The sequence below is a fragment of the Actinomadura terrae genome (assembly GCF_022751215.1).
GTDB lineage: Bacteria > Actinomycetota > Actinomycetes > Streptosporangiales > Streptosporangiaceae > Spirillospora > Spirillospora terrae.
Map to the genome: position 1 here is coordinate 12,894 of NZ_JAICDG010000003.1, position 19,448 is coordinate 32,341.

Sequence of the window (19,448 nt, forward strand, 5' to 3'; positions counted from 1 at the left end):
GGCACAACCCCGACGGTACGAGCGCACAAACAAGCAAGCAAGCCTGCATGTATGTTGCGCCGGTCACAATTGGACGCCGCGTCTGATTTGATCTCTCCGGCCGTACCGCGCGGGGCGTAGCCGGGGCGGTGCGGGTACCCCCGGGAGGAGCAGCCCGGGTGCCTCTCCTGGCCCGACGACGGGCGGCACGTCCCGGCGACACGATCCCGGACATGGCAAACGCGGCACGGACAAGGCAATCGACCAACGACGAGAAGGCGGGACGGGGAGGGGCCAGGACGGTCCGGCTCAGCAAGGTCTACGGCTCGGGCGACATGGCCGTCCGGGTCCTGGACGAGGTCAGCGTGGAGTTCCCGGACGGCCGGTTCACGGCGATCATGGGCCCGTCCGGCGCGGGGAAGTCCACGCTGATGCACTGCGTGGCCGGGCTGGACGCGGCCACCTCCGGCCAGGTCTACGTCGGCGACCAGGAGCTCGGCGCGCTGTCGGACCGGGCCCTGACCAAACTGCGGCGCGAGCGGATCGGGTTCGTGTTCCAGGCGTTCAACCTGCTCCCGACGCTGACCGCGCGCGACAACATCACGCTGCCGATGACGCTGGCGGGGACCAGTCCCGACCGGGAGTGGTTCGACACGGTGGTGCGCGTCCTGAAGCTGGGGGAGCGGCTCACGCACCGTCCGTCGGAGCTGTCGGGCGGGCAGCAGCAGCGGGTCGCGCTCGCGCGGGCGCTGGTCACCCGGCCGCGGATCGTGTTCGCCGACGAGCCGACCGGCAACCTCGACTCCCGCACCGGCGCCGAGGTGCTCACGCTCCTGCGCGAGGCCGTGGACGACCTCGGCCAGACGGTCGCGATGGTCACCCACGACCCGGTCGCGGCGGCGCGCGCCGACGCGGTCGTGTTCCTCGCCGACGGGCGGATCGTCGACGTCATGGACGCGCCCACGCCCGACCGGGTGCTGGACCGCATGCGCGGACTGGGGGACCACTCATGATCGGCATCGTGCTCAAGGAGCTGTGGGGCCGCAAGCGGCGCCTGGCGGGCTCGCTGATCGCGGTGTTCCTCGGCGTGACGTTCCTGACGGGCACGCTCGTCCTCGGGGACACGCTCGCGGGGAGTATCGACGGCTACTTCTCCCGGGCCTACGGAGAGACCGACGTCAGCATCCGCAACGCGACCAGCGTGAGCGACGAGCCGTGGGGCGCGCGCGGGGAGATCGACGCGTCCGTCCTGGAACGCGTCAGGAAGGTGAACGGCGTCGCCGACGCCGAGCCCTACATCCAGGGCTCGGGCCAGCTCCTCGCCAAGGACGGCACGACGATCGAGTCGCGCGGCCCCCGCACGGCGGGCAACTGGATGACCGACCCCAAGCTCAACCCGTACCGGCTCGCCGAGGGACGCGCCCCGCGCGCGCCCAACGAGGTCGTCATCAACAAGATGTTCGCCGACGAGGGCAAGCTGAAAGTCGGCGACCGGACCGCGGTGCTCACCCCCGAGCGCGTCCCCGTCACGGTCGTCGGCATCAGCAGGTTCGGCGACCAGGACGCCTTCGGCGAGACCTCGTTCACCGCCTTCAGCCTGGAGGGGGCGCGCCGGTTCGTCGCCCGGGCGCCCGGCCTCGTCACCGGGGTCTGGCTGCGCGCTGAGGACGGCGTCAGCCAGGACGAGCTGGCCGCCCGCGTCAGACCCGTCCTCGCGCCCGGCACCGAGGCCGTCACCGGCAAGGCGCAGGTCGACGAGGGCATGACGATGGTCGAGGACGGCTTCCTGCGCGTGTTCCGGATCGTGCTCGGCGCGTTCGGCGGCGTCGCGCTGCTGGTCGCGGCGTTCAGCATCCACAACACGTTCGCGATCACGACGGCGCAGCGGACCCGCGAGTCGGCGCTGCTGCGCGCCCTCGGCGCGGGCCGCCGCCAGGTCGTGGCCATCGTCGGCTTCGAGGCGCTCGTGGTCGGCGGCGCCGCGACGCTCGCCGGGCTCGCGGGCGGCCTCGGGTTCGCGGCCCTGCTGCGGCAGCTGTTCACCCAGCTCAGGATCGGGATCGCGATGGAGGGCCTCGTCGTGTCGGCGACGTCCGCGCTGATCGCCGCACCGGTCGGGATCGCGGTGACGCTGGTCGCCGCCCTCGGCCCCGCGCTCAAGGCGTCGCGGGTGCCGCCGCTGGCCGCGCTGCGCGAGGTGGCGGTAGAGGCGGGCCGTCCGTCCGACACGCGGGTCATCGTCGGGGGCGTGCTGGCGCTGATCGCGGCGGGGACCGTCGTGCTCGGCGCGGTCGGCGAGCAGATGGCGATGGCCGCCGCGGGCGCGGTGCTCACCGTCGTCGCGATGGTCGTGCTCGGGCCCGTCGCGGCCCGCCCGGTCACCGCGCTCGCCGGAGGGCCCGCCGCGCGGCTGCGCGGCGTCGCCGGGCGGCTCGCCCGCGACAACGCCGGCCGCAGCCCCGCCCGCACCGCCGGCGCCGCGACCGCCCTGATGATCGGCGTCGGCGTCGTCACGCTGCTGACCGTGTTCATCGGCTCGCTGCGCGCCTCCCTGGAGGACGGCGTCGCCGGGTCGTTCAAGGGAGCGATCGTCGTCGACGGCGGCAGCAACGAGACCGCCGGGTTCAGCACGGCGCTCGCCGGGCAGGCCGCGCGCCTCCCGCAGGTCCAGAACGCGGCGGGCCTCGGGAACGGCAACATGCGGGTGGACGGGAAGAACGCGGCCGTCCGCGTCGCCGACCCGTCCGCGCTGCGCCGCGTCCTGGACCTGGGCCTGCGGCAGGGCGGCCTCGTCGACCCCGGCACGTTCGCGGTGTCCAAGAAGGTCGCCGACGACAAGGGGTGGGAGCCCGGATCGACCGTCGCCGTCCAGTTCGCCGACGGCGCCCGGCAGCGGCTGGAGATCGGCGCCGTCTACGAGAACGCCGACCTCGTCGGCGACTACCTCGTTCCGAGGACGGTCTGGAACGCCCACACCCGGCAGCCGCTCGACCTCATGACGTTCGTCGAGCTGCGGCCCGGCGCGTCGGTGAGCGACGCGAAACAGGCGCTCACCGCGCTCGCCAAGCCGTACGGGGCGCCGGAGGTGGAGACCCGGGACGCCTTCGTCTCCCGCCAGACCGAGGATATGAACGGCTTCATCGGCGTCGTCTACGGGATGCTGGTCCTCGCGATCGTCATCGCGTTGCTCGGCATCGCCAACACGCTCTCGCTGTCGGTGCACGAGCGGACCCGCGAGCTCGGCCTGCTGCGCGCGGTCGGCGCGACCCGTCCGCAGGTCAGGTCGATGGTCCGGTGGGAGTCGGTGATCGTCGCGCTGTTCGGCACGGCGGGCGGGCTCGGCCTCGGGCTGTTCCTCGGCTGGGGGCTCGGCACCGCGCTCGGCAACCCGTTCGCGCCGCAGACCGTCCAGGTGGCGGTCATCGCCCTGGTCGGGACCGTGGCGGGTGCGCTCGCCGCGATCCGCCCGGCCCGGCGCGCGGCGCGGCTCGGCATCCTGTCCGCGATCGCCTCGGTGTGAGGCCGCCCGGTGCCCCCGGGGCTCGCCCCGGGGGCACCGGCCCCCCGCGTGGATAGGGTGTCCCCATGCAGGTCAACCAGTCGGGCAAGCTGGCCAACGTCTGTTACGACATCAGGGGACCGGTGCTCAAGCGCGCCAAGCAGCTTGAGGCCGAGGGGAACAGGATTCTCAAACTGCACATCGGCAACCCCGCGCCGTTCGGTTTCGAGGCCCCGCCGGAACTCCTCCAGGACATGATCCGCAACCTGCCGGAGGCGCACGGCTACAGCGACTCCAAGGGCATCCTGGCCGCCCGCCGCGCGATCGTGCAGCGCTGCGAGGGCAACGGCGTCACCGGCGTGGACGTCGAGGACGTCTACCTCGGCAACGGCGTGTCCGAGCTGATCGTGATGACCCTCCAGGCGCTGCTCAACGACGGCGACGAGGTCCTGATCCCCACGCCGGACTACCCGCTGTGGACGGCCGCGACGTCGCTGTGCGGCGGCACCCCCGTCCACTACCTGTGCGACGAGGACGCCGGATGGGAGCCCAGCCTGGACGATATCGAGTCCAAAATCGGCGACCGCACCCGCGCCATCGTGATCATCAACCCGAACAACCCGACCGGCGCCGTCTACTCCCGCGACGTCCTCACCCGGGTCGTCGAGGTCGCCCGCCGCCGCAACCTGATCATCCTCGCCGACGAGATCTACGACCGGATCCTCTACGACGGCGCGGAGCACGTCCCGATCGCGTCCCTCGCCCCCGACCTGCTGTGCCTCACCTTCGGCGGGCTGTCGAAGAACTACCGCGTCGCGGGGTTCCGCTCCGGCTGGGTGGTCCTGTCGGGCCCGAAGGAGCACGCCGAGTCCTACATCGAGGGCCTGGACATCCTCGCCAACATGCGGCTGTGCCCGAACGTCCCCGGCCAGCACGCCATCCAGGCCGCGCTCGGCGGCCACCAGAGCATCGAGGACCTCGTCCTGCCGACGGGCCGCCTCGGCGAGCAGCGCGACCGCGCCTGGAAGCTGCTGAACGACCTGCCGGGCGTGAGCTGCGTCCGGCCGCAGGGCGCCCTGTACGTGTTCCCGCGCCTGGACCCCGAGATGTACCCGATCGAGGACGACATGCGCTTCGCCCTCGACCTCCTGGAACAGCAGAAGCTCCTGGTCGTCCAGGGGTCGGGGTTCAACTGGCCCTCCACCGACCACTTCCGCGTCGTCACCCTCCAGTACGCCGACGACCTGGAGGACGCGGTGGGCCGCATCGGGGAGTTCCTCCAGGCCTACCGCCGCTGAGGTCAGGCGGTCGCGGCCTGGTCGAGCCGCCGCAGCGCGCCCCGCACGACCTCGGGATCGGTGGTGGCCCAGAACGGCGGCAGCGACCCCTTCAGGAAACCGCCGTACCGCGCGGTCGCCAGCCGCGGGTCGAGCACGGCGACGACGCCGCGGTCGTCCATGGACCGCAGCAGCCGTCCCGCGCCCTGCGCCAGCAGCAGCGCGGCATGCGTCGCGGCGACGGCCATGAAGCCGTTCCCGCCGTTCGCCGCGACCGCGCGCGAGCGGGCCGAGGTCACCGGGTCGTCCGGACGCGGGAACGGGATCCGATCCATGATCACCAGCTGGAGCGACGGACCCGGCACGTCCACGCCCTGCCACAGCGACAGCGTGCCGAACAGGCACGTCCGCTCATCCTCGGCGAACTGCTTGACCAGCAGGGACGTCGAGTCCTCGCCCTGGCACAGCAGCGGATGCGACAGATGGTCCTTCAGCTCGTCGGCGGCCTGCCGGGCGGCCCGCATCGAGGAGAACAACCCGAGCGCGCGGCCCCCCGCCGCCTCGATCAACTCGGTGATCTCGGTCAGATACGCGTCGGCGAGGCCGTCACGTCCCGGCTGCGGCAGATGCCGTGCCACGTACAGGATGCCCGCCTTCGGATGGTCGAACGGGGAACCGACGTCCAGGCCCGTCCACACCAGCTCCTTGTCGTCCTTGCCGTCCTTCGTCGCGGTGTGGGCGAGGCCCTCGGCGGCCGTCTTGGCGTCCCGGGAACCGCTCTCGGGCAGCGGCGGCAGCCCCCACTGCCGGGCCAGCGGCTCGAACGACCCGCCCAACGTCAGCGTCGCCGACGTCAGCACGGCCGTGCGCCGCTCGAACAACGTGCTCCGCAACAGGCCGCCCACCCCAATCGGCGCGACCCGCAACGCCGGAGGACGCTTCGGACGCCCCTCCGGGACGAACGGCTTCTCCAGCCACACCACGTCGAACCGCTGCGCGATCTCCGGCTGGAACGCCTCCAGCAACCGCACCGCCGTGTCGTGCAGATCCCCCAGCGAGGAACGCGCCGCCTTGCGCGCCGCCATGTCGCCGGGGTCCTTCTCCTTCTTGTCGGGCCCGAGAGCCGAGATGCACGCATGCGCGGCGTCCCGGACCACGGTGATGGTGGTGCCCAGCGCGGGGGACAGGACGTCCATACGCCCCGCGGGCAGATCCTCCAGCAGAATGCCGAGCCCCTCCGCCGACTCCTTGAGCCGGTCGGCGGTCGCCTCCTCGATCAACCGCCCGCACCGCCGCGCCGCCGTCTCCACGGCCGCCGCACTCAACTCCCCGGTCGCGACCGAGGTGACCCGGTCGACCAGCTCGTGCGCCTCGTCCACGATCACCACGTCGTGCTCGGGCAGGACCTGGAACTCCTCCAGCGCATCGATGGCCAGCAACGCGTGGTTGGTGACGACGATATGCGCCTCACCCGCCTCCGCCCGCGCCAGCTCCGCGAAGCACTCGGTGCCCTGCGGGCAGCGCGTCGCGCCCAGGCACTCCTTCGCCGTCACCGCGACCTGCCGCCACGCCTGCTCGCTCACCCCCGGCACCAGCTCGTCGCGGTCCCCGGTCCTGGTCTCGTCGGCCCACTCGTTGAGCCGCTTGACCTGCCGTCCCATCGCGGAGAGCTGCTGCGGGTCGAACAGGCTCTGGCCGGGCTCGTCCTCGTCCGGGACGCCCGTCTGCACCCGGTGCAGGCACAGGTAGTTGCGGCGCCCCTTGAGGATCGCGAACTTCAACTCCGTCCCGAGCATCGGCCCGAGAGCCTCCGCCAGCCGCGGCAGGTCCCGGTCGACGAGCTGCCGCTGCAACGCGATCGTCGCCGTCGACACCACCACCGTGGTCTGCTTCTCCACCGCGTACCGGATCGCCGTAACGAGATAGGCCAGCGACTTCCCGGTACCGGTGCCCGCCTGGGCCGCGACGTGCTCCCCGTCCGCGATCGCCTTCTCCACCGCCCGCGCCATATCGACCTGCCCGGGGCGCGTGGCGCCGCCGATGGCCTCGACGGCCGCGGACAACAGGGCCGTCATGTCAGGAATCTGGGTATCGCTGCCGGTCAGCAGATCAGGGGCGGGCACGCCGCCCAACGCTACCGCCCACGAGGGACACCCGCGTCCGTCCGCCCCCGCGAACCGCTCGCGCCGACCATGACCGAATACGGCCACCCCCCGAAGCTCCAGCCCACACCCCTACAGCGCCCGCAGACCGGTGTACAGGCACTACTCGCGGCGCGGTGCCGCCGGGCCACACCCCTACAGCGCCCGCAGACGCGCGCACCATGGCCTCCTCCGCTGGTTCCTCTTCCGGGCCACACCCCTACAGCGCCGCAGACCACAACCAGCCGGACAACGACAACAGAACCCCCCGTGAGGCCATCGCACCCCCGGCCGTCGACTCCGCCCCCCCCACCGCCGCATTGCCTTCCCGCCGGACTGTCGCACCGTCCCGCTGTCGAGATGCACCGCGGCCGCGCCCCTCGAACGCTGGGGGCGCGGGCCGCCGGGGACGGGTGCGTTCCCGCCGCCGCCCCATCGGCCAAAATGGCCTCGTGCCCACAGAGAGAGAAATCCTGACCTGGGAGTTGTTCGGGGCCGCGAGCCGCGACCTGGCGCAGGAGGTCGCCGACAGCGGCTACCGTCCCGACCTGATCCTGTCCATCGCGCGCGGCGGCCTGTTCGTCGCCGGGGCCCTCGGCTACGCGCTGGACGTGAAGAACCTGCACGTCATGAACGTCGAGTTCTACACCGGCGTCGACGAGCGCCTCGATCTCCCGGTGATGCTCCCACCCGTCCCGAACGCGATCGACCTGTCGGGCGCGAAGGTCCTGGTGGCCGACGATGTCGCCGACACGGGCGCCACCCTCAAACCTAGTCCGCGACTTCTGCGCCGACCACGTCGCGGACGTCCGCTGCGCGGTCATTTACGAAAAGCCCCATTCGACCGTCAAATGCGAATATGTCTGGCGCCGCACCGACCGCTGGATCAATTTCCCGTGGTCGACAGAACCCCCGGTGGTAACGCCCCGCATCCTCGACGCCTGACTTATCCACAGAACGCGATTCTGATGCGCTGACCAGCCCGCCCCTGCGAGCCTCAAAGGCATGAACCCACTGGTCATTCGCTCAGCGCAAGACGCCATCGCCGTCGTCCCCTACCTCCTGGGGTTCCACCCGTCCGGCAGCCTCGTCGTGATCGCCTTCGACGGCCCGGACGGCACATGCGCGGTCCGCGTCGACTTACCGTCACCCGATCCCGTCAACGTGTCCGGCATGCTCGCGGGCAACGGCTACCTCCGCGTCCTCCTGCTCGCCTACGGCACGCCCGAGGAGTCCACACCGGCCACCACCACCATGCGCGCCGCCCTCGCAGCCGCCGGCATCGAGGTCATGCAGGCGATCCGCGTGTCCGATGGACGCTGGTGGTCCCTCACCTGCGACGAGGACTGCTGCCCACCGGAAGGCATCCCGTTCGATATCAAGAGCAGCGTCCTAGCCGCCGAAGCCACCCTCGCGGGCCACGTCGCCCTCCCCGACCGCACCGACCTGGCCGACTCCCTCCGTCCCCTCACCGGCCCCGCCCGCCAGGCCATGTGCGAGGCCACCCTCCGAGCCGAACGACGCTTCCTCGGCTGGGCCCGCGACGGCACGTCCTCGTTCCAGTTCCAGGCGCTCCTCGTGCAGGAGGGCGTCGCCGTCGTCCCCGTCCTGCTGGCCCAAGCCCGCGCGGGCACCCGCCCCAGCAACGACGAGGTCGCCCGCCTGGCCTTCCTCCTCACCGAACTCCGCGTGCGCGACGAAGCCTGGGTCCGCATCGACGAGGACGACCCGACAGCCGACATCGACTTCTGGCGCGACGTCGTCCGCCGCGTAGAACCCCCCTACGCGGCCGCCCCCGCCGCCCTCCTGGCCTTCGCCGCCTACGCCGCGGGCAACGGCGGCCTGGCCAACGTAGCCCTGGACCGCGCCCTGGACGCCGACCCCACCTACTCGATGGCCGTCATCCTCCGCGAGGTGATGGCCGCCGGCATCCCGCCCACCAAAGCCCGCATGCGCATGACCCCCGAAGAATTAGCCGCCGCCTACCACGAAGACGAAACCCGCCAAGCCAGCTGACCCCGTAGCCGCCAAAGCCCTTCGCGCCCACACGCGTCCCGGCGAGACCCGGTGTGCCCGGTCGGGCACGCACGCGGCCGGTCGGGCGCGCACGCGGCCGGTCGGGCACGTACGCGGCCGGTCGGGCACGTACGCGGCCGGTCGGGCACGCACGCGAGCGGTCGGGCTCGGTCGCGATCCGCCTCGCAGGCGAGGATGGGGGGCTTTGCTCTGACCGGCGCCAACATGCTGGCAGTAGCTTTGAACGCCGAACGGCAGCGGGTCGTCACCGCCAAGTCGGAGGGCCGTCGATGCCGAAGCGTCCGTCGGCGGCCGGGGCTGCGCAGGCGAACCCGGCTGGATCCGACGCGGCCGGACCAGGGTCGAACGCGGGCAGTCTTGCAGGCGAGGATGGGCAGGGGGGACGGGTTTGGCCAGTGCCGATTCGGCGGCAGCAGCGTCGAACGGCTCGCGGCGGCCGAACGTCACCGACCGGGCGTTTTGGCACATTGAAGTCGGGGCGTCCCCGGGGCTGGAGCCCGCGCCGTAGTCCGGCCGCGCCATATCCGGCCGCCACATGCGTACCCGAGCCCCCGGCGGAGGCCTTGCCGCTCTGATGTCGGTCGGTGATGTCCCGCCACAGCAATCCTTTGGACGCTACTGCTGCCGAACTGGCGAGAGCCGAAGCGAAGCTGCCGTCCTCGCCTACAAGACCGCCCGCGCCCGATCCAAGCCCGCCCACGCGCGCACCCACCAGCCCTCGGCGGGTGTCCCGGCACCTACCGTGCCCCATGCTGGAGGGGACATCCGGCCCCGCGCCTGTTTCGGTGCACGGCGAACCGTCCGTTGGCGCTGGGGGTCCGTGGAGTGCCGCATTGGTTGTTTGGGGTTACTGGCTGGGGCGGGCGGTGCGTAGCGCCTCGACTGCTGCGACCGCCTTGTTCAGCATGTCGATGGGGCAGCCCCAGTAGTCATAGATGCCGCCGCGGGCCCGGTTGCTGCCGCAGATGACGAACACGCCGGTGCCCAGCTCCGCCTTGAGGTGGGTGGCCAGCCAGCCGACGAAACCACTGTTGTCCTGGTCGGCAGGGAAGTGGAAGGAGAAGATCCCGAACTGTTCGGCGGCACCGTGCCCAGGGGGCAAGGGGACCAGGCGGCTCCAGCTCTCCTCGTCGCGGATCAGCGCGAGGGTGTCCGCCGTGAGTTCGGGGGTCCGGTCGGCGGGGAACTCCTCGAAGCACCAGACGCCGTCGTGCACGGTGAGCTCGGCTTGGGCGATCACACCGCGCAGGCGGGCCTCAGTCTGCTCCGTGGTCTCGACGCTGATACTGACCATGGGTGCCCCTCCGTAACTCCGTCCGGCCAACGATCAACCTCAACCTTGTGTATGGCTTGTTCATTTCGTCTCGGACGGGGGCGGGGGCGGTGGCCCTGCTCTGTCCCGTCCTTCAGCCGTCTGTGGGTGCGCGGATTCGGGCAACAAGGTGGCCCTCTGGCTGGGTAGCCGATCACCGGTGTGTATGCAGCCGTCACCGTGGCTGGCGCGCTGGTCCACCTCTGTATGTCTACTGCCTGTACCCATCCCCGTCCCTGCGCATCAACGTAGGCGAGCTGGCTGGGTTCGATGAAGTGTGCTCGTGACGTGGCCTCGGTCCGGCTCGGCCAGACAGGGGTGGTAGGTCGTGCCTGAGTTGAGGTTGGGTTGCTGGGGGCGGTGTCGCGGGTGAGCGTCGTTTGTGGTTCTCCACTTGTCATCGACTTTCTGCGGCTTCGGGCGTGCCGTCATCAGGGTCTGGGGTGGGTCGATCGCCTTGGGAATTGGTTTTGGTGGGTGCTTTTAGGGTTAGGCAGAAGAGGGCGGCTGTGGCGAGTATTGCCGCTGAGGTCAGGAGTGTTGCTTGCATCGCGGTTGCGTAGGCGGCGGCGAAAGTTTTGTGGCCGATGTCGGTTAGCAGGGACGCTTCGGCGGGAGGTAGGTCGCTTGGTGGGGTGGGTGGGCTGACCTGATGGCTGGCGGCCGTCGTGGTTTTGATGAATTGCGTACGTAGATTCGGGGGCAAATCTTTGGCCTGCCGGGTGGCCTCGTGGTGGAGGGCCGCATTCAGGCGGCTGGACAGCAGGACGCCTATTGCCGCGGTGCCTATCACGCCGCCGATCTGGCGGGTGGTGTTGGCCACGCCGGACGCGGCGCCCGCCAGGCGCGTGTCGACGTGTTCCATCGTGACCTGTTGCAGGGGTGCGAAGGTCGCGCCGCTGGCGAGGCCGATGATCAGTAGGCCGGGGAGGAGGTGCCACGCGCTGGAGTCGGCGCGTGTCGTCAGGGCGAGAACGATCAGGCCGAGGGCCAGGGCGGTCAGTCCGGCCATAAGGACGCGCCTGCCGCCGATTCGGTCTGACAGGCGTCCCGCGAAGGCCGAGCCGGCGGCCGTGAGGACGGCGTTGGGTAGCAGGAACAGCCCTGTTTGCAGTGGTGAATATCCGCGTGCCAGTTGGAGGTAGAGGACGAGTACCAGGGAGATGCCGATCATCCCGAACTGGAAGACGAAGCCGATCCAATTTCCGGACGGGAAGTTGCGCTCGGAGGTGAACAGTTCCCATGGCATTAGTGGCTCGCCTCGCTGGACGCGTTGCCAGATGACGAACAGCAGTATGAGTAGGACGCCTGTGGTGATGAGCGAGGTGATATTTATCGGCCCGCAGATGCTTCCCCAGTTGTAGCGCTGGCCTTCGATCAGGGCGAAGACGAGGCAGCTCAGCCCTGTGGTGACGAGTGCGACACCTGTCAGGTCGAGTTTGTGGACGCGGCGGGGGTGGGCGTCTGGGATGAATACGCGTGCCAGCATTAGGGTCGTGGCGCCTATGGGCACGTTGATGAGGAAGATGCAGCGCCAGGTGAGGTGCGCGAGGACGAATCCTCCGATGATCGGGCCGATGATCGGTGCGAACCCTGCGATCGCGCCGAATACGCCGAAGGCGCGCCCGCGCATGGGGGGTGGGAAGGTGACCAGAATCGACGAGATCACCTGTGGGAAGAGGATCGCGGCGCCGGTGCCCTGGAGGGCGCGTGCCGCGAGGAGTTGCTCGGGGGAGCCGGAGATTCCACAGAGGATGGAGGCCATTGTGAAAACGGAGACGCCGATCAGGAAAAGGCGCCGGTAGCCAAAGATGTCTCCGAGCTTTCCCGTGGTGATCAGCAGCGTCGAGAAGACGAGCATGTAGGCGTCGATAATCCACAGCACCTCGTCATAGGAGGCGTGGAAGTCGGTGATCAGGGACGGAACGGCGATATTGACGATGCTGCCGTCCAGCAGGGCCATGAAGAAGCCGACGCACAGGATGGTAAGGGTCAGCCATGGTCGTTGCGGGGGCGATTTCGGGGCTGGCATTCCGGTGACCTCCGCATGGGGGCACCGGCCGGTGGAATGAGGTTGGTATCTGGTTCTGGCTCGGGATCCACCGACCGGTTCGGATTTTGGGGGCCCTCATGTTGTGCCATGAGGGATTCCGTTCCGGGCGCGCTAGGGGCGGGGCGCAGTTTCGGTGGATCGAGGGGCCGGCGCGCGGTCAACGCGCGAAAGGGCCGAGGTGGGGCGGCGCAATGTCAGGGCTCGCCGGAAAGTCACAATCATCGCAAGACGCCTTGTCAGGATGTCGTGTGACTCTCACCTTCCTCGTGCCATCGGACACGGGAAGCTGATTGGCGAGGCATGGCCCCTGGTGAGATATCGCGAGGGAGCATAGCAGGTGCCGGGCGGCGTTTCGCAAGCCCGCTCCGGGCGCCGTTCTTTCGTACCGTTCGCATGGATCGTTCCCGCAGGCCTCGGTGGTGCGGGAATGCGGTGACTTGTCCTTTGCGGGCGCCGGACCTCGTCGACGGCGTCGGGTGAGCGGACGAGTCTGGGACCGCCTCCCGGGCGGGCCGGCCCGGGTGGGTCCCGGGTCAGGGGGCGACGGCCTGGCCGGGGGTGCCCGGGTCGATGCGGCGGTCGCGGTTGCGCTCGTTCCAGGCGCGCATGCGGGGCGGGTAGCCGACGATCTGGACGTCGTACACGGGCAGCCCCAGGTCGCGGGCCACCTTCCCGATCACCTTGGGGGAGCCGACGCGGCGGCGGGTCCATTCGCCGTCGTGGGCGACGGCGACGGCCGTGGTGTCGGTGGCGAATGTCTCCGGTTCGACGAAGAACTCCACGCCACGGCGGGCGCGGGCGAAGGCGATAAGTGCCTCGATGTCGGAGTCTGTTGCCTCCCGGTCGAGTTTCGTCACCGTAGAACCACGGTTCTTGCGGATCCCGAATCGGTCGCGGAACCTCATGATCTGTCCCGTCGTGTCTGGGCACCCGGAACCGTTCCGGGGCCGGTTTTGGTGTACGACGATAACGATCGTTCGCGGTCGGCGGGTTCCCGACACAGCGGCGGCCTTCAAGGTGCTCAAGGGCGTGAGCCCTAGACTGGCGGAACGGGGAAATCGGCGGCGGGGGTGTTGATGGACGGGCCGTGCCTGGTCCGGCGGGGGGCGCTCGGCGTGCTCGCGGCGGCGTTGTGCGGGGCGTTGAGCGTGCTGTCTCCAGATTCCGGGCATGTGGGGCTCGTAGCGGCGGCGCAGGACGTTCCTCCGTCGAAGTCGCCGCGGAGCGCGCGCGGTTCATCCGATGCGCGCGGGCCGTCCGGGAATGGGCCGGGGAATGGGGCGGGTGCCTCCGCGGGTGCGTCCGCGGACGCTTCCTCAAGCGCGTCCTCCGGGGCGGTCGGGCGGGGACCGGTTTCCGGCCAGGGTTCGGTAAAGGGCAATGGTGGACCGGAAGTGCCGAACGGCCCGCGGACGGGCGCGGTGGAGGGCTCCAAGGCGCCGCCAGTGCCCGGTGGAATGGGCGATCCGAGCGCCGCGTCCGGCCATGGGCCCGAAGCGTCCCAGGTAAAGGCGCGGGCAAATGCGGGCAGCGACCCTTACGTGGTCACCCAGCGGGTTCTGCGGGCGTTCGACACGCCCGGCGTCATGGGGCCCGCCGGTCTGGTGGAAAGTCCGAAGCAAGCCGATCTGGTGGAAAGCCCGAAACACGCCGGTCCGGCGGAGAGCCCGAAGCAGGGCGGCACGGCCGTGGACTGCGCCCGGGCCAAGTGCGTGGCGCTGACCTTCGACGACGGGCCGATGGAGAGCACCCCCAAGCTGCTGGACATCCTCGCCGCGCGGCGGGTGCGGGCCACCTTCTTCCTCATCGGCAAGAACGCCGCCGAACGTCCCGAGCTGGTGCGGCGCGAGTACGCGGCGGGGCACGAGATCGCCAACCACAGCTACACGCACGCCGACCTCGGACACGCGCCGGAGGAAAAGGTCGACGCCGAGCTCACCGGCACGCAGGAGGCCATCCGGCGCGCGATCGGGATGACGCCGGTGCTGCTGCGTCCGCCGTACGGGTCGACGGGGAAGCGGCTGACGTCGATCACGCGGCGGATGGGGCTGGCGCAGGTCCTGTGGACGGTCGATCCGCTCGACTGGGCGGTCCGCGACAGCCGCTCGGTGGAGCGGCGGGTGATGCGGTCGGTGCGGCCCGGCGACGTGGTGCTGATGCACGACATCCACCCGACGACGGTCGCGGCCGTGCCGAAGATCCTCGACCGGCTGGAGGAGGAGGGGTACGTGTTCGTCACGGTCACGGAGCTTTTCGGCGGGACTATGACGCCCGGCAAGGTCTACGCCCAGCGTTGACGCCCGGCCTTCACGTCCGGCGCCGAGGCCCCGGCTCTACGCCCAGCGTTGACGCCCGGTTCCACGTCCGGCGCCGAGGCCCAGGTCTACGCTCAGCGTTGCCGCCCGGTTCCACGTTCGGCGCTGAAGCCCGGTTCCACGTTCGGCGCCGAAGCCCGGCGTTGGCGTCCGAGAGGCCTCGGGGCGGCGGCGACCCTGAGCGGGGGCCGGACGGGTGGGGGGAAGGCCAGGGTCATCCCCGATGGTCGTGGGGAAGGGAGCCTCCGACCATGGAGGGTATGGACAGCAGTTACGCGGCGGGCCATCTGCGGGTCTCGGACGCCGAGCGCGAGCCGGTCCTGGAGCGGCTCCAGGAGGCCTACGCCGAGGGGCGGATCGACCACGACGAGTTCGACATGCGCGTCCACCTGGCCATGACGGCCAAGACGCGCGACGACCTGGGGACGGTGACGCGCGACCTGGTCCCCGTCCAGCAGCGGGGGGCGCTGCTCCCGGGGGCCGTGCCGGGGCAGCCGACCGGGGAGGACCGGATGCTCGCGGCGGCCGCGCACGCCGTCGCGGTGCCGACGTTGTTCGTGGGACCGCTGGTGCTGATGCTGCTCAGCGGGAAGCGGTCGGAGTATGTGCGGACGCAGGCGAAGGAGGCGGTGAACTTCCAGGTGACGCTGCTGCTCGTCACGATCGTCACGTTCGGTGTCGGCGGGCTGCTGTACGCGGTGGCCTGGATCTTCGCGGCGATCGCGGCGGTGTACGCGCTGACCGGCCAGTCGTTCCGCTACCCCTGGATCCTGCGGCTGGTGCGGTAACGATTCGCTTCCGGCTGACGGAAGCGGCGAACGGGTTTGTCGCCGTGCGCCTTCGGGGAAAGGTTGACGTGGCCGCCTCTACGCGGCACCGTCGCCACCTGGAGAGGGCTGCTCGGAGATGCACGCATGCGTTGTGGCTTTATTCCCCTCTCGACCTGTGATGACCCTAACGTCCGAGTTACATGGAACGTACATGGGATGATCGATTTACTGTGTCCGGGGAGGGGTAGATGACGGAGCTTGCGATCAAGGGCGATCACCAGCGGGCGGTGGAGTCGCTCAAGAGGTCCTACGAGGCGATTCCGGCGGGGGCACCGGTGCGGCTCGCGAAGCGGACCTCGAACCTGTTCCGGTGGCGCGACCCCTCGGAGGCGCCCGGCCTGGACGTGTCCGGGTTCGACCGGGTGCTGAGCGTGGACGCCGAGGAGCGCACGGCGCAGGTCCAGGGCATGACGACCTATGAGGCGCTGGTGGACGCCACGCTGCCGCACGGGCTGATGCCGACGGTCGTCCCGCAGCTGAAGACGATCACGCTGGGCGGCGCGGTGACCGGGCTCGGGATCGAGTCCACCTCGTTCCGGGACGGCCTGCCGCACGAGGGCGTGCTGGAGATGGACGTCCTGACCGGGGACGGCCAGATCGTCACGGCGTCCCGCGACAACGAGCACTCCGACCTGTTCTACGGCTTCCCCAACTCCTACGGGACGCTCGGCTACAGCCTGCGGCTGAAGATCGAACTGCGGCCGGTGCGGCCGTACGTGCGGCTCCGCCACCTGCGGTTCGGCGACGCGACCGTGCTGGCGAAGGCGATGGCGGAGATCACCGAGTCGGGGGTCTACGAGGGTGAGACCGTCGACTTCATGGACGGGACGGTCTTCAGCAAGGCCGAGCAGTACATCACGCTCGGTTTCTTCGCCGACGACGCGCCCTACACGTCCGACTACAAGGGCCAGAAGATCTACTACCGGTCGATCCAGGAGCGCTCGATCGACTTCCTGACGATCCGCGACTACATCTGGCGCTGGGACACCGACTGGTTCTGGTGCTCGGGCGCGTTCGGCGTGCAGAACCCGACCGTCAGGCGGCTGTGGCCCGACAAGTACAAGCGCTCGGACGTGTACCGCAAGCTCGTCGCCTACGACCGCCGCTACCATCTGGTGGCGCGCGTGGAGCGCTGGCGCGGGCTGCGGCCGCGTGAGGACGTCATCCAGGACATCGAGGTCCCCGTCGAGCGGCTGCCGGAGTTCCTGGAGTTCTTCCACGACGAGGTCGGGATGAGCCCCATCTGGCTCTGCCCGCTCCGGGCGAAGGAGCGGTGGCCGCTCTACCCCCTCGAAGTGGGCCGGACGTATGTGAACGCGGGTTTCTGGGGCACGGTGCGGCTCCCACCGGGACGCATCCCCGAGCACCACAACCGGCTGATCGAACGCGAGGTCGCCGCGCTGGAAGGGCACAAGTCGCTGTACTCGACCGCGTTCTACGCCCGGGACGAGTTCTGGCGGTACTACGACGGGGAGACCTACCGGCGCCTCAAGGGGACCTACGATTCCCGGGGTCGGCTGCTGGACCTCTACGACAAGTGCGTGCGTGGACGCTGACCGGGCGTCCGATCGGGGGGTGCCTCGGAGGGCTGGTGGCCGACGGGGCGGAGAGACAGGAGGGATCAAGATGACGCTGGCCAGGGTCTTCGAGCAGCTCGCCGGGGCTGAGGCGCCAGTGGAGTTCACGGCCTACGACGGGTCCCGGGCGGGGGTGCCGGGCGCCGACATCCGGTTCGACGTGCGCTCCCCGTACGCGGTGTCCTACCTGCTGCATTCGCCCGGGGCGCTGGGCCTGGCCCGCGCCTATGTCAGCGGCATGATCGACGTCAGCGGCGACATGGTGCGGGCGCTGACGACGATGCAGCAGGTGCTCGGCGACGTGACGCCCCGCGACAAGGCGCGGATCGTCGCCGGGGTGCTGGGCGACCCGCTGCTGCGCGCGGCGATGTCGCGCCGGCTGGACCCGCCGCCGCAGGAGGCGCCGTTCAGCCGCGTCCCCACGTGGCTGCGGCACTCCAAGCGCCGTGACGCGAAGGCGATCTCGCACCACTACGACGTGTCGAACACGTTCTACGAGTGGGTGCTGGGCCCGTCCATGGCCTACACCTGCGCGTGTTACCCGTCCGAGGACGCGACGCTGGAGCAGGCGCAGTTCCACAAGCACGACCTGGTGGCGAAGAAGCTCGGGCTGAAGCCCGGGATGCGGCTGCTGGACGTGGGCTGCGGCTGGGGCGGCATGGTGATGCACGCCGCCAAGGAGTACGGCGTGCGGGCCCTCGGGGTGACGCTGTCCAAGCAGCAGGCGGAGTGGGCGCAGAAGGCGATCGCCGACCGCGGCCTGTCCGACCTGGCGGAGGTCCGGCACCTGGACTACCGGGACGTGTCCGAGACCGGCTTCGACGCGGTCAGCTCGATCGGGCTCACCGAGCACATCGGCAAGAAGAACCTGCCGTCCTACTTCGGGTTCCTGTACGGCAAGCTCAAGCCGGGCGGGCGGATGCTGAACCACACCATCACCCGTCCCGACAACGCGGCGCCCGCCATCAAGCAGGGCGGGTTCATCAACCGGTACGTGTTCCCCGACGGCGAGCTGGAGGGCCCCGGGTACGTCCAGTCGCAGATGAACGACGCGGGCTTCGAGATCCGCCATCAGGAGAACCTCCGCGAGCACTACGCGCGGACGCTCACCGGCTGGGTCGAGAACCTCGACGCGCACTGGGACGAGGCCGTCGCCGAGGTCGGCGAGGGCACGGCGCGGGTGTGGCGCGTGTACATGGCGGGCTGCGTGATCGGGTTCAACCAGAACTGGATCCAGCTGCACCAGACGCTCGGCGTCAAGCTGGACGACGACGGCGGCAGCCACATGCCGCTGCGTCCCGACTGGGGAGTGTGACCAGGGAGTCGCTCCCCGCGGGACGACGAGCCGGCCGGACGCCTTGGGCCGGCTCGTCGTCGTCCGGCGGCGGTCAGGACGCGGCGCGCCCCGGCCGCGCGCCTTCGCCGCGCGTGCCGCGCGTTACCCGTGCTGCCCGCGTTTCCGCTGTTTCTTCGTGTTACCTGTGTTTCTCGTGCTCCCGGCGTTTCGCGTGTTCCTTTCGGGCTGCCGGACGGCTCACGATTCCCCGGACACGGCGGTCGAGCCGATGGACGCCTTCATGATGGCCTGGGCGGCCGTCCGGATGGAGGAGTTCTGGTTGAGTTCCGACAGGGTCGCCTTGTTCAGCGCGTAGACCGTGAACTCGTAGGTGTTGATCGAGGACGGCGAGCAGGGGCCCTGGTATCCGAACAGGCTCGCGCTGCCGCGGTAGTAGATCTGCCTCGACCCGGCGGGGACGGTGGGCTGGTAGACGTGCTCGACATTCTGCGGGAGCGAGCCCACGGTCGCCGGAATGTCGTAGATGATCCAGTGCAGCAGGGCGTTGTTGTCGAGGTCGCGCATGATGATCGCGTAGCTCTTGGCCTCGGCGGGCCCGCCCGTCCACGTGAACGGCGGCGACTCGTTCTTCTGGGCCGGGTCGCCGCTGCCGTCGCTGGTGCACAGGTGGACCTTGGGGATCATCCCGCCGGGACGGAAGGCGCTGCTGGTGATGGAGAACGCGGCCCTCGGGGCGGTCGGGGACGCGGCGGCGCGGGACGAGCCGGCGGGGGACGTCGCGGCGGGGGACGAGGCGGCGTCGGCGGCGGTCGCGGTGCCGACGGTTCCCGCGGCGAGCAGTGTGCAGAACAGGACTCGGCTGGTGATCACGGGGTGCTCCTCAGAAGGACGGTTCCGGATTCGGTGCTCCCCCCGTTTACCCCTGATATTCACGTTGGTCGTCTCGTAGTGTAGGGACAGCGCTTTCGGGGCGCCACCGTCCCGTCCCGGCCGACCCGGTCGAGTAGGAAACTTCTGGGCACTTCTCGGGCTTTTGTTGGCATCTGCGGCGTACGCCGGCGCCCGTGCCGCGCCATTGTGGCAGGGAAATACAGATCGCCGTGGCACGCATCGACAAAGGCGAACACAATC

General features: G+C 70.2%; 13 protein-coding genes and 1 pseudogene. 9 read left to right on the top strand and 5 right to left on the bottom strand.

Annotated elements, in window-relative coordinates:
* Positions 1-212 precede the first annotated feature (212 nt).
* The 3 genes from K2F47_RS19945 (at position 213) to K2F47_RS19955 (ending at position 4,776) form a co-directional block, all read left to right on the top strand.
* Positions 213-992 carry an ABC transporter ATP-binding protein gene (locus K2F47_RS19945; RefSeq protein ID WP_242906046.1) on the top strand — a complete coding sequence of 260 codons (780 nt, stop codon included), beginning with the start codon at positions 213-215 and terminating at the stop codon, positions 990-992.
* A complete protein-coding gene (locus K2F47_RS19950) occupies positions 989-3,499 on the top strand; it encodes an ABC transporter permease (RefSeq protein WP_242906047.1) in 2,511 nt (836 codons plus the stop codon). Before K2F47_RS19945 ends, K2F47_RS19950 begins: the two co-directional genes overlap by 4 nt.
* Before the next feature lie 65 nt (positions 3,500-3,564).
* Positions 3,565-4,776, top strand: coding sequence for a pyridoxal phosphate-dependent aminotransferase (locus K2F47_RS19955; protein WP_242906048.1), 1,212 nt, complete (start codon positions 3,565-3,567; stop codon positions 4,774-4,776).
* 2 nt (positions 4,777-4,778) lie between these two features.
* On the opposite strand, the gene K2F47_RS19960 is transcribed toward K2F47_RS19955, so the two are convergent.
* Positions 4,779-6,830, bottom strand: coding sequence for an ATP-dependent DNA helicase (locus K2F47_RS19960; protein WP_242906049.1), 2,052 nt, complete (start codon positions 6,828-6,830; stop codon positions 4,779-4,781).
* A gap of 518 nt (positions 6,831-7,348) precedes the next feature.
* On the opposite strand from K2F47_RS19960, the pseudogene K2F47_RS19965 reads away from it, so the two are divergent.
* Positions 7,349-7,841: pseudogene (locus K2F47_RS19965) on the top strand (phosphoribosyltransferase).
* Between the two features lie 60 nt (positions 7,842-7,901).
* Positions 7,902-8,912, top strand: coding sequence for a DUF4192 domain-containing protein (locus K2F47_RS19970; protein WP_242906050.1), 1,011 nt, complete (start codon positions 7,902-7,904; stop codon positions 8,910-8,912).
* Positions 8,913-9,780: 868 nt separating this feature from the next.
* Here the strand turns inward: K2F47_RS19970 and K2F47_RS19975 are convergent.
* The 3 genes from K2F47_RS19975 to K2F47_RS19985 all read right to left on the bottom strand — a co-directional run bounded on the left by K2F47_RS19975 (position 9,781) and on the right by K2F47_RS19985 (position 13,203).
* A complete protein-coding gene (locus K2F47_RS19975; protein WP_242906051.1) occupies positions 9,781-10,227 on the bottom strand; it encodes a DUF6196 family protein in 447 nt (148 codons plus the stop codon).
* A gap of 415 nt (positions 10,228-10,642) precedes the next feature.
* Complete coding sequence (locus K2F47_RS19980; RefSeq protein ID WP_272497280.1) at positions 10,643-12,277, bottom strand: MFS transporter; 1,635 nt, start codon at positions 12,275-12,277, stop codon at positions 10,643-10,645.
* Positions 12,278-12,831: 554 nt separating this feature from the next.
* On the bottom strand, positions 12,832-13,203 hold the full coding sequence (locus K2F47_RS19985; RefSeq protein WP_242906054.1) for a hypothetical protein: 372 nt from the start codon (positions 13,201-13,203) through the stop codon (positions 12,832-12,834).
* Positions 13,204-13,839: 636 nt separating this feature from the next.
* Between K2F47_RS19985 and K2F47_RS19990 the strand changes: the two genes are divergently transcribed.
* The 4 genes from K2F47_RS19990 (at position 13,840) to K2F47_RS20005 (ending at position 18,335) form a co-directional block, all read left to right on the top strand.
* On the top strand, positions 13,840-14,595 hold the full coding sequence (locus K2F47_RS19990; RefSeq protein ID WP_242906055.1) for a polysaccharide deacetylase family protein: 756 nt from the start codon (positions 13,840-13,842) through the stop codon (positions 14,593-14,595).
* Between the two features lie 278 nt (positions 14,596-14,873).
* A complete protein-coding gene (locus K2F47_RS19995) occupies positions 14,874-15,401 on the top strand; it encodes a DUF1707 and DUF4870 domain-containing protein (RefSeq protein WP_242906056.1) in 528 nt (175 codons plus the stop codon).
* Between the two features lie 230 nt (positions 15,402-15,631).
* A complete protein-coding gene (locus K2F47_RS20000; RefSeq protein ID WP_242906057.1) occupies positions 15,632-16,999 on the top strand; it encodes an FAD-binding oxidoreductase in 1,368 nt (455 codons plus the stop codon).
* Between the two features lie 70 nt (positions 17,000-17,069).
* Positions 17,070-18,335: a class I SAM-dependent methyltransferase gene (locus K2F47_RS20005; RefSeq protein ID WP_242906059.1), complete on the top strand. Its 1,266-nt coding sequence runs from the start codon at positions 17,070-17,072 to the stop codon at positions 18,333-18,335.
* Between the two features lie 219 nt (positions 18,336-18,554).
* Here the strand turns inward: K2F47_RS20005 and K2F47_RS20010 are convergent, their stop codons facing one another.
* Complete coding sequence (locus tag K2F47_RS20010; RefSeq protein ID WP_242906061.1) at positions 18,555-19,187, bottom strand: YbhB/YbcL family Raf kinase inhibitor-like protein; 633 nt, start codon at positions 19,185-19,187, stop codon at positions 18,555-18,557.
* Between the last annotated feature and the right edge of the window lie 261 nt (positions 19,188-19,448).

Excerpts from the sequence above, each read along its gene's own strand:
- K2F47_RS19945 (WP_242906046.1), top strand. The coding sequence starts at position 213 with ATGGCAAACGCGGCACGGACAAGGCAATCGACCAACGACGAGAAGGCG.
- K2F47_RS19950 (WP_242906047.1), top strand. The coding sequence starts at position 989 with ATGATCGGCATCGTGCTCAAGGAGCTGTGGGGCCGCAAGCGGCGCCTG.
- K2F47_RS19955 (WP_242906048.1), top strand. The coding sequence starts at position 3,565 with ATGCAGGTCAACCAGTCGGGCAAGCTGGCCAACGTCTGTTACGACATC.
- K2F47_RS19960 (WP_242906049.1), bottom strand. The coding sequence starts at position 6,830 with ATGACGGCCCTGTTGTCCGCGGCCGTCGAGGCCATCGGCGGCGCCACG.
- K2F47_RS19970 (WP_242906050.1), top strand. The coding sequence starts at position 7,902 with ATGAACCCACTGGTCATTCGCTCAGCGCAAGACGCCATCGCCGTCGTC.
- K2F47_RS19975 (WP_242906051.1), bottom strand. The coding sequence starts at position 10,227 with ATGGTCAGTATCAGCGTCGAGACCACGGAGCAGACTGAGGCCCGCCTG.
- K2F47_RS19980 (WP_272497280.1), bottom strand. The coding sequence starts at position 12,277 with ATGCCAGCCCCGAAATCGCCCCCGCAACGACCATGGCTGACCCTTACC.
- K2F47_RS19985 (WP_242906054.1), bottom strand. The coding sequence starts at position 13,203 with ATGAGGTTCCGCGACCGATTCGGGATCCGCAAGAACCGTGGTTCTACG.
- K2F47_RS19995 (WP_242906056.1), top strand. The coding sequence starts at position 14,874 with ATGGACAGCAGTTACGCGGCGGGCCATCTGCGGGTCTCGGACGCCGAG.
- K2F47_RS20000 (WP_242906057.1), top strand. The coding sequence starts at position 15,632 with ATGACGGAGCTTGCGATCAAGGGCGATCACCAGCGGGCGGTGGAGTCG.
- K2F47_RS20005 (WP_242906059.1), top strand. The coding sequence starts at position 17,070 with ATGACGCTGGCCAGGGTCTTCGAGCAGCTCGCCGGGGCTGAGGCGCCA.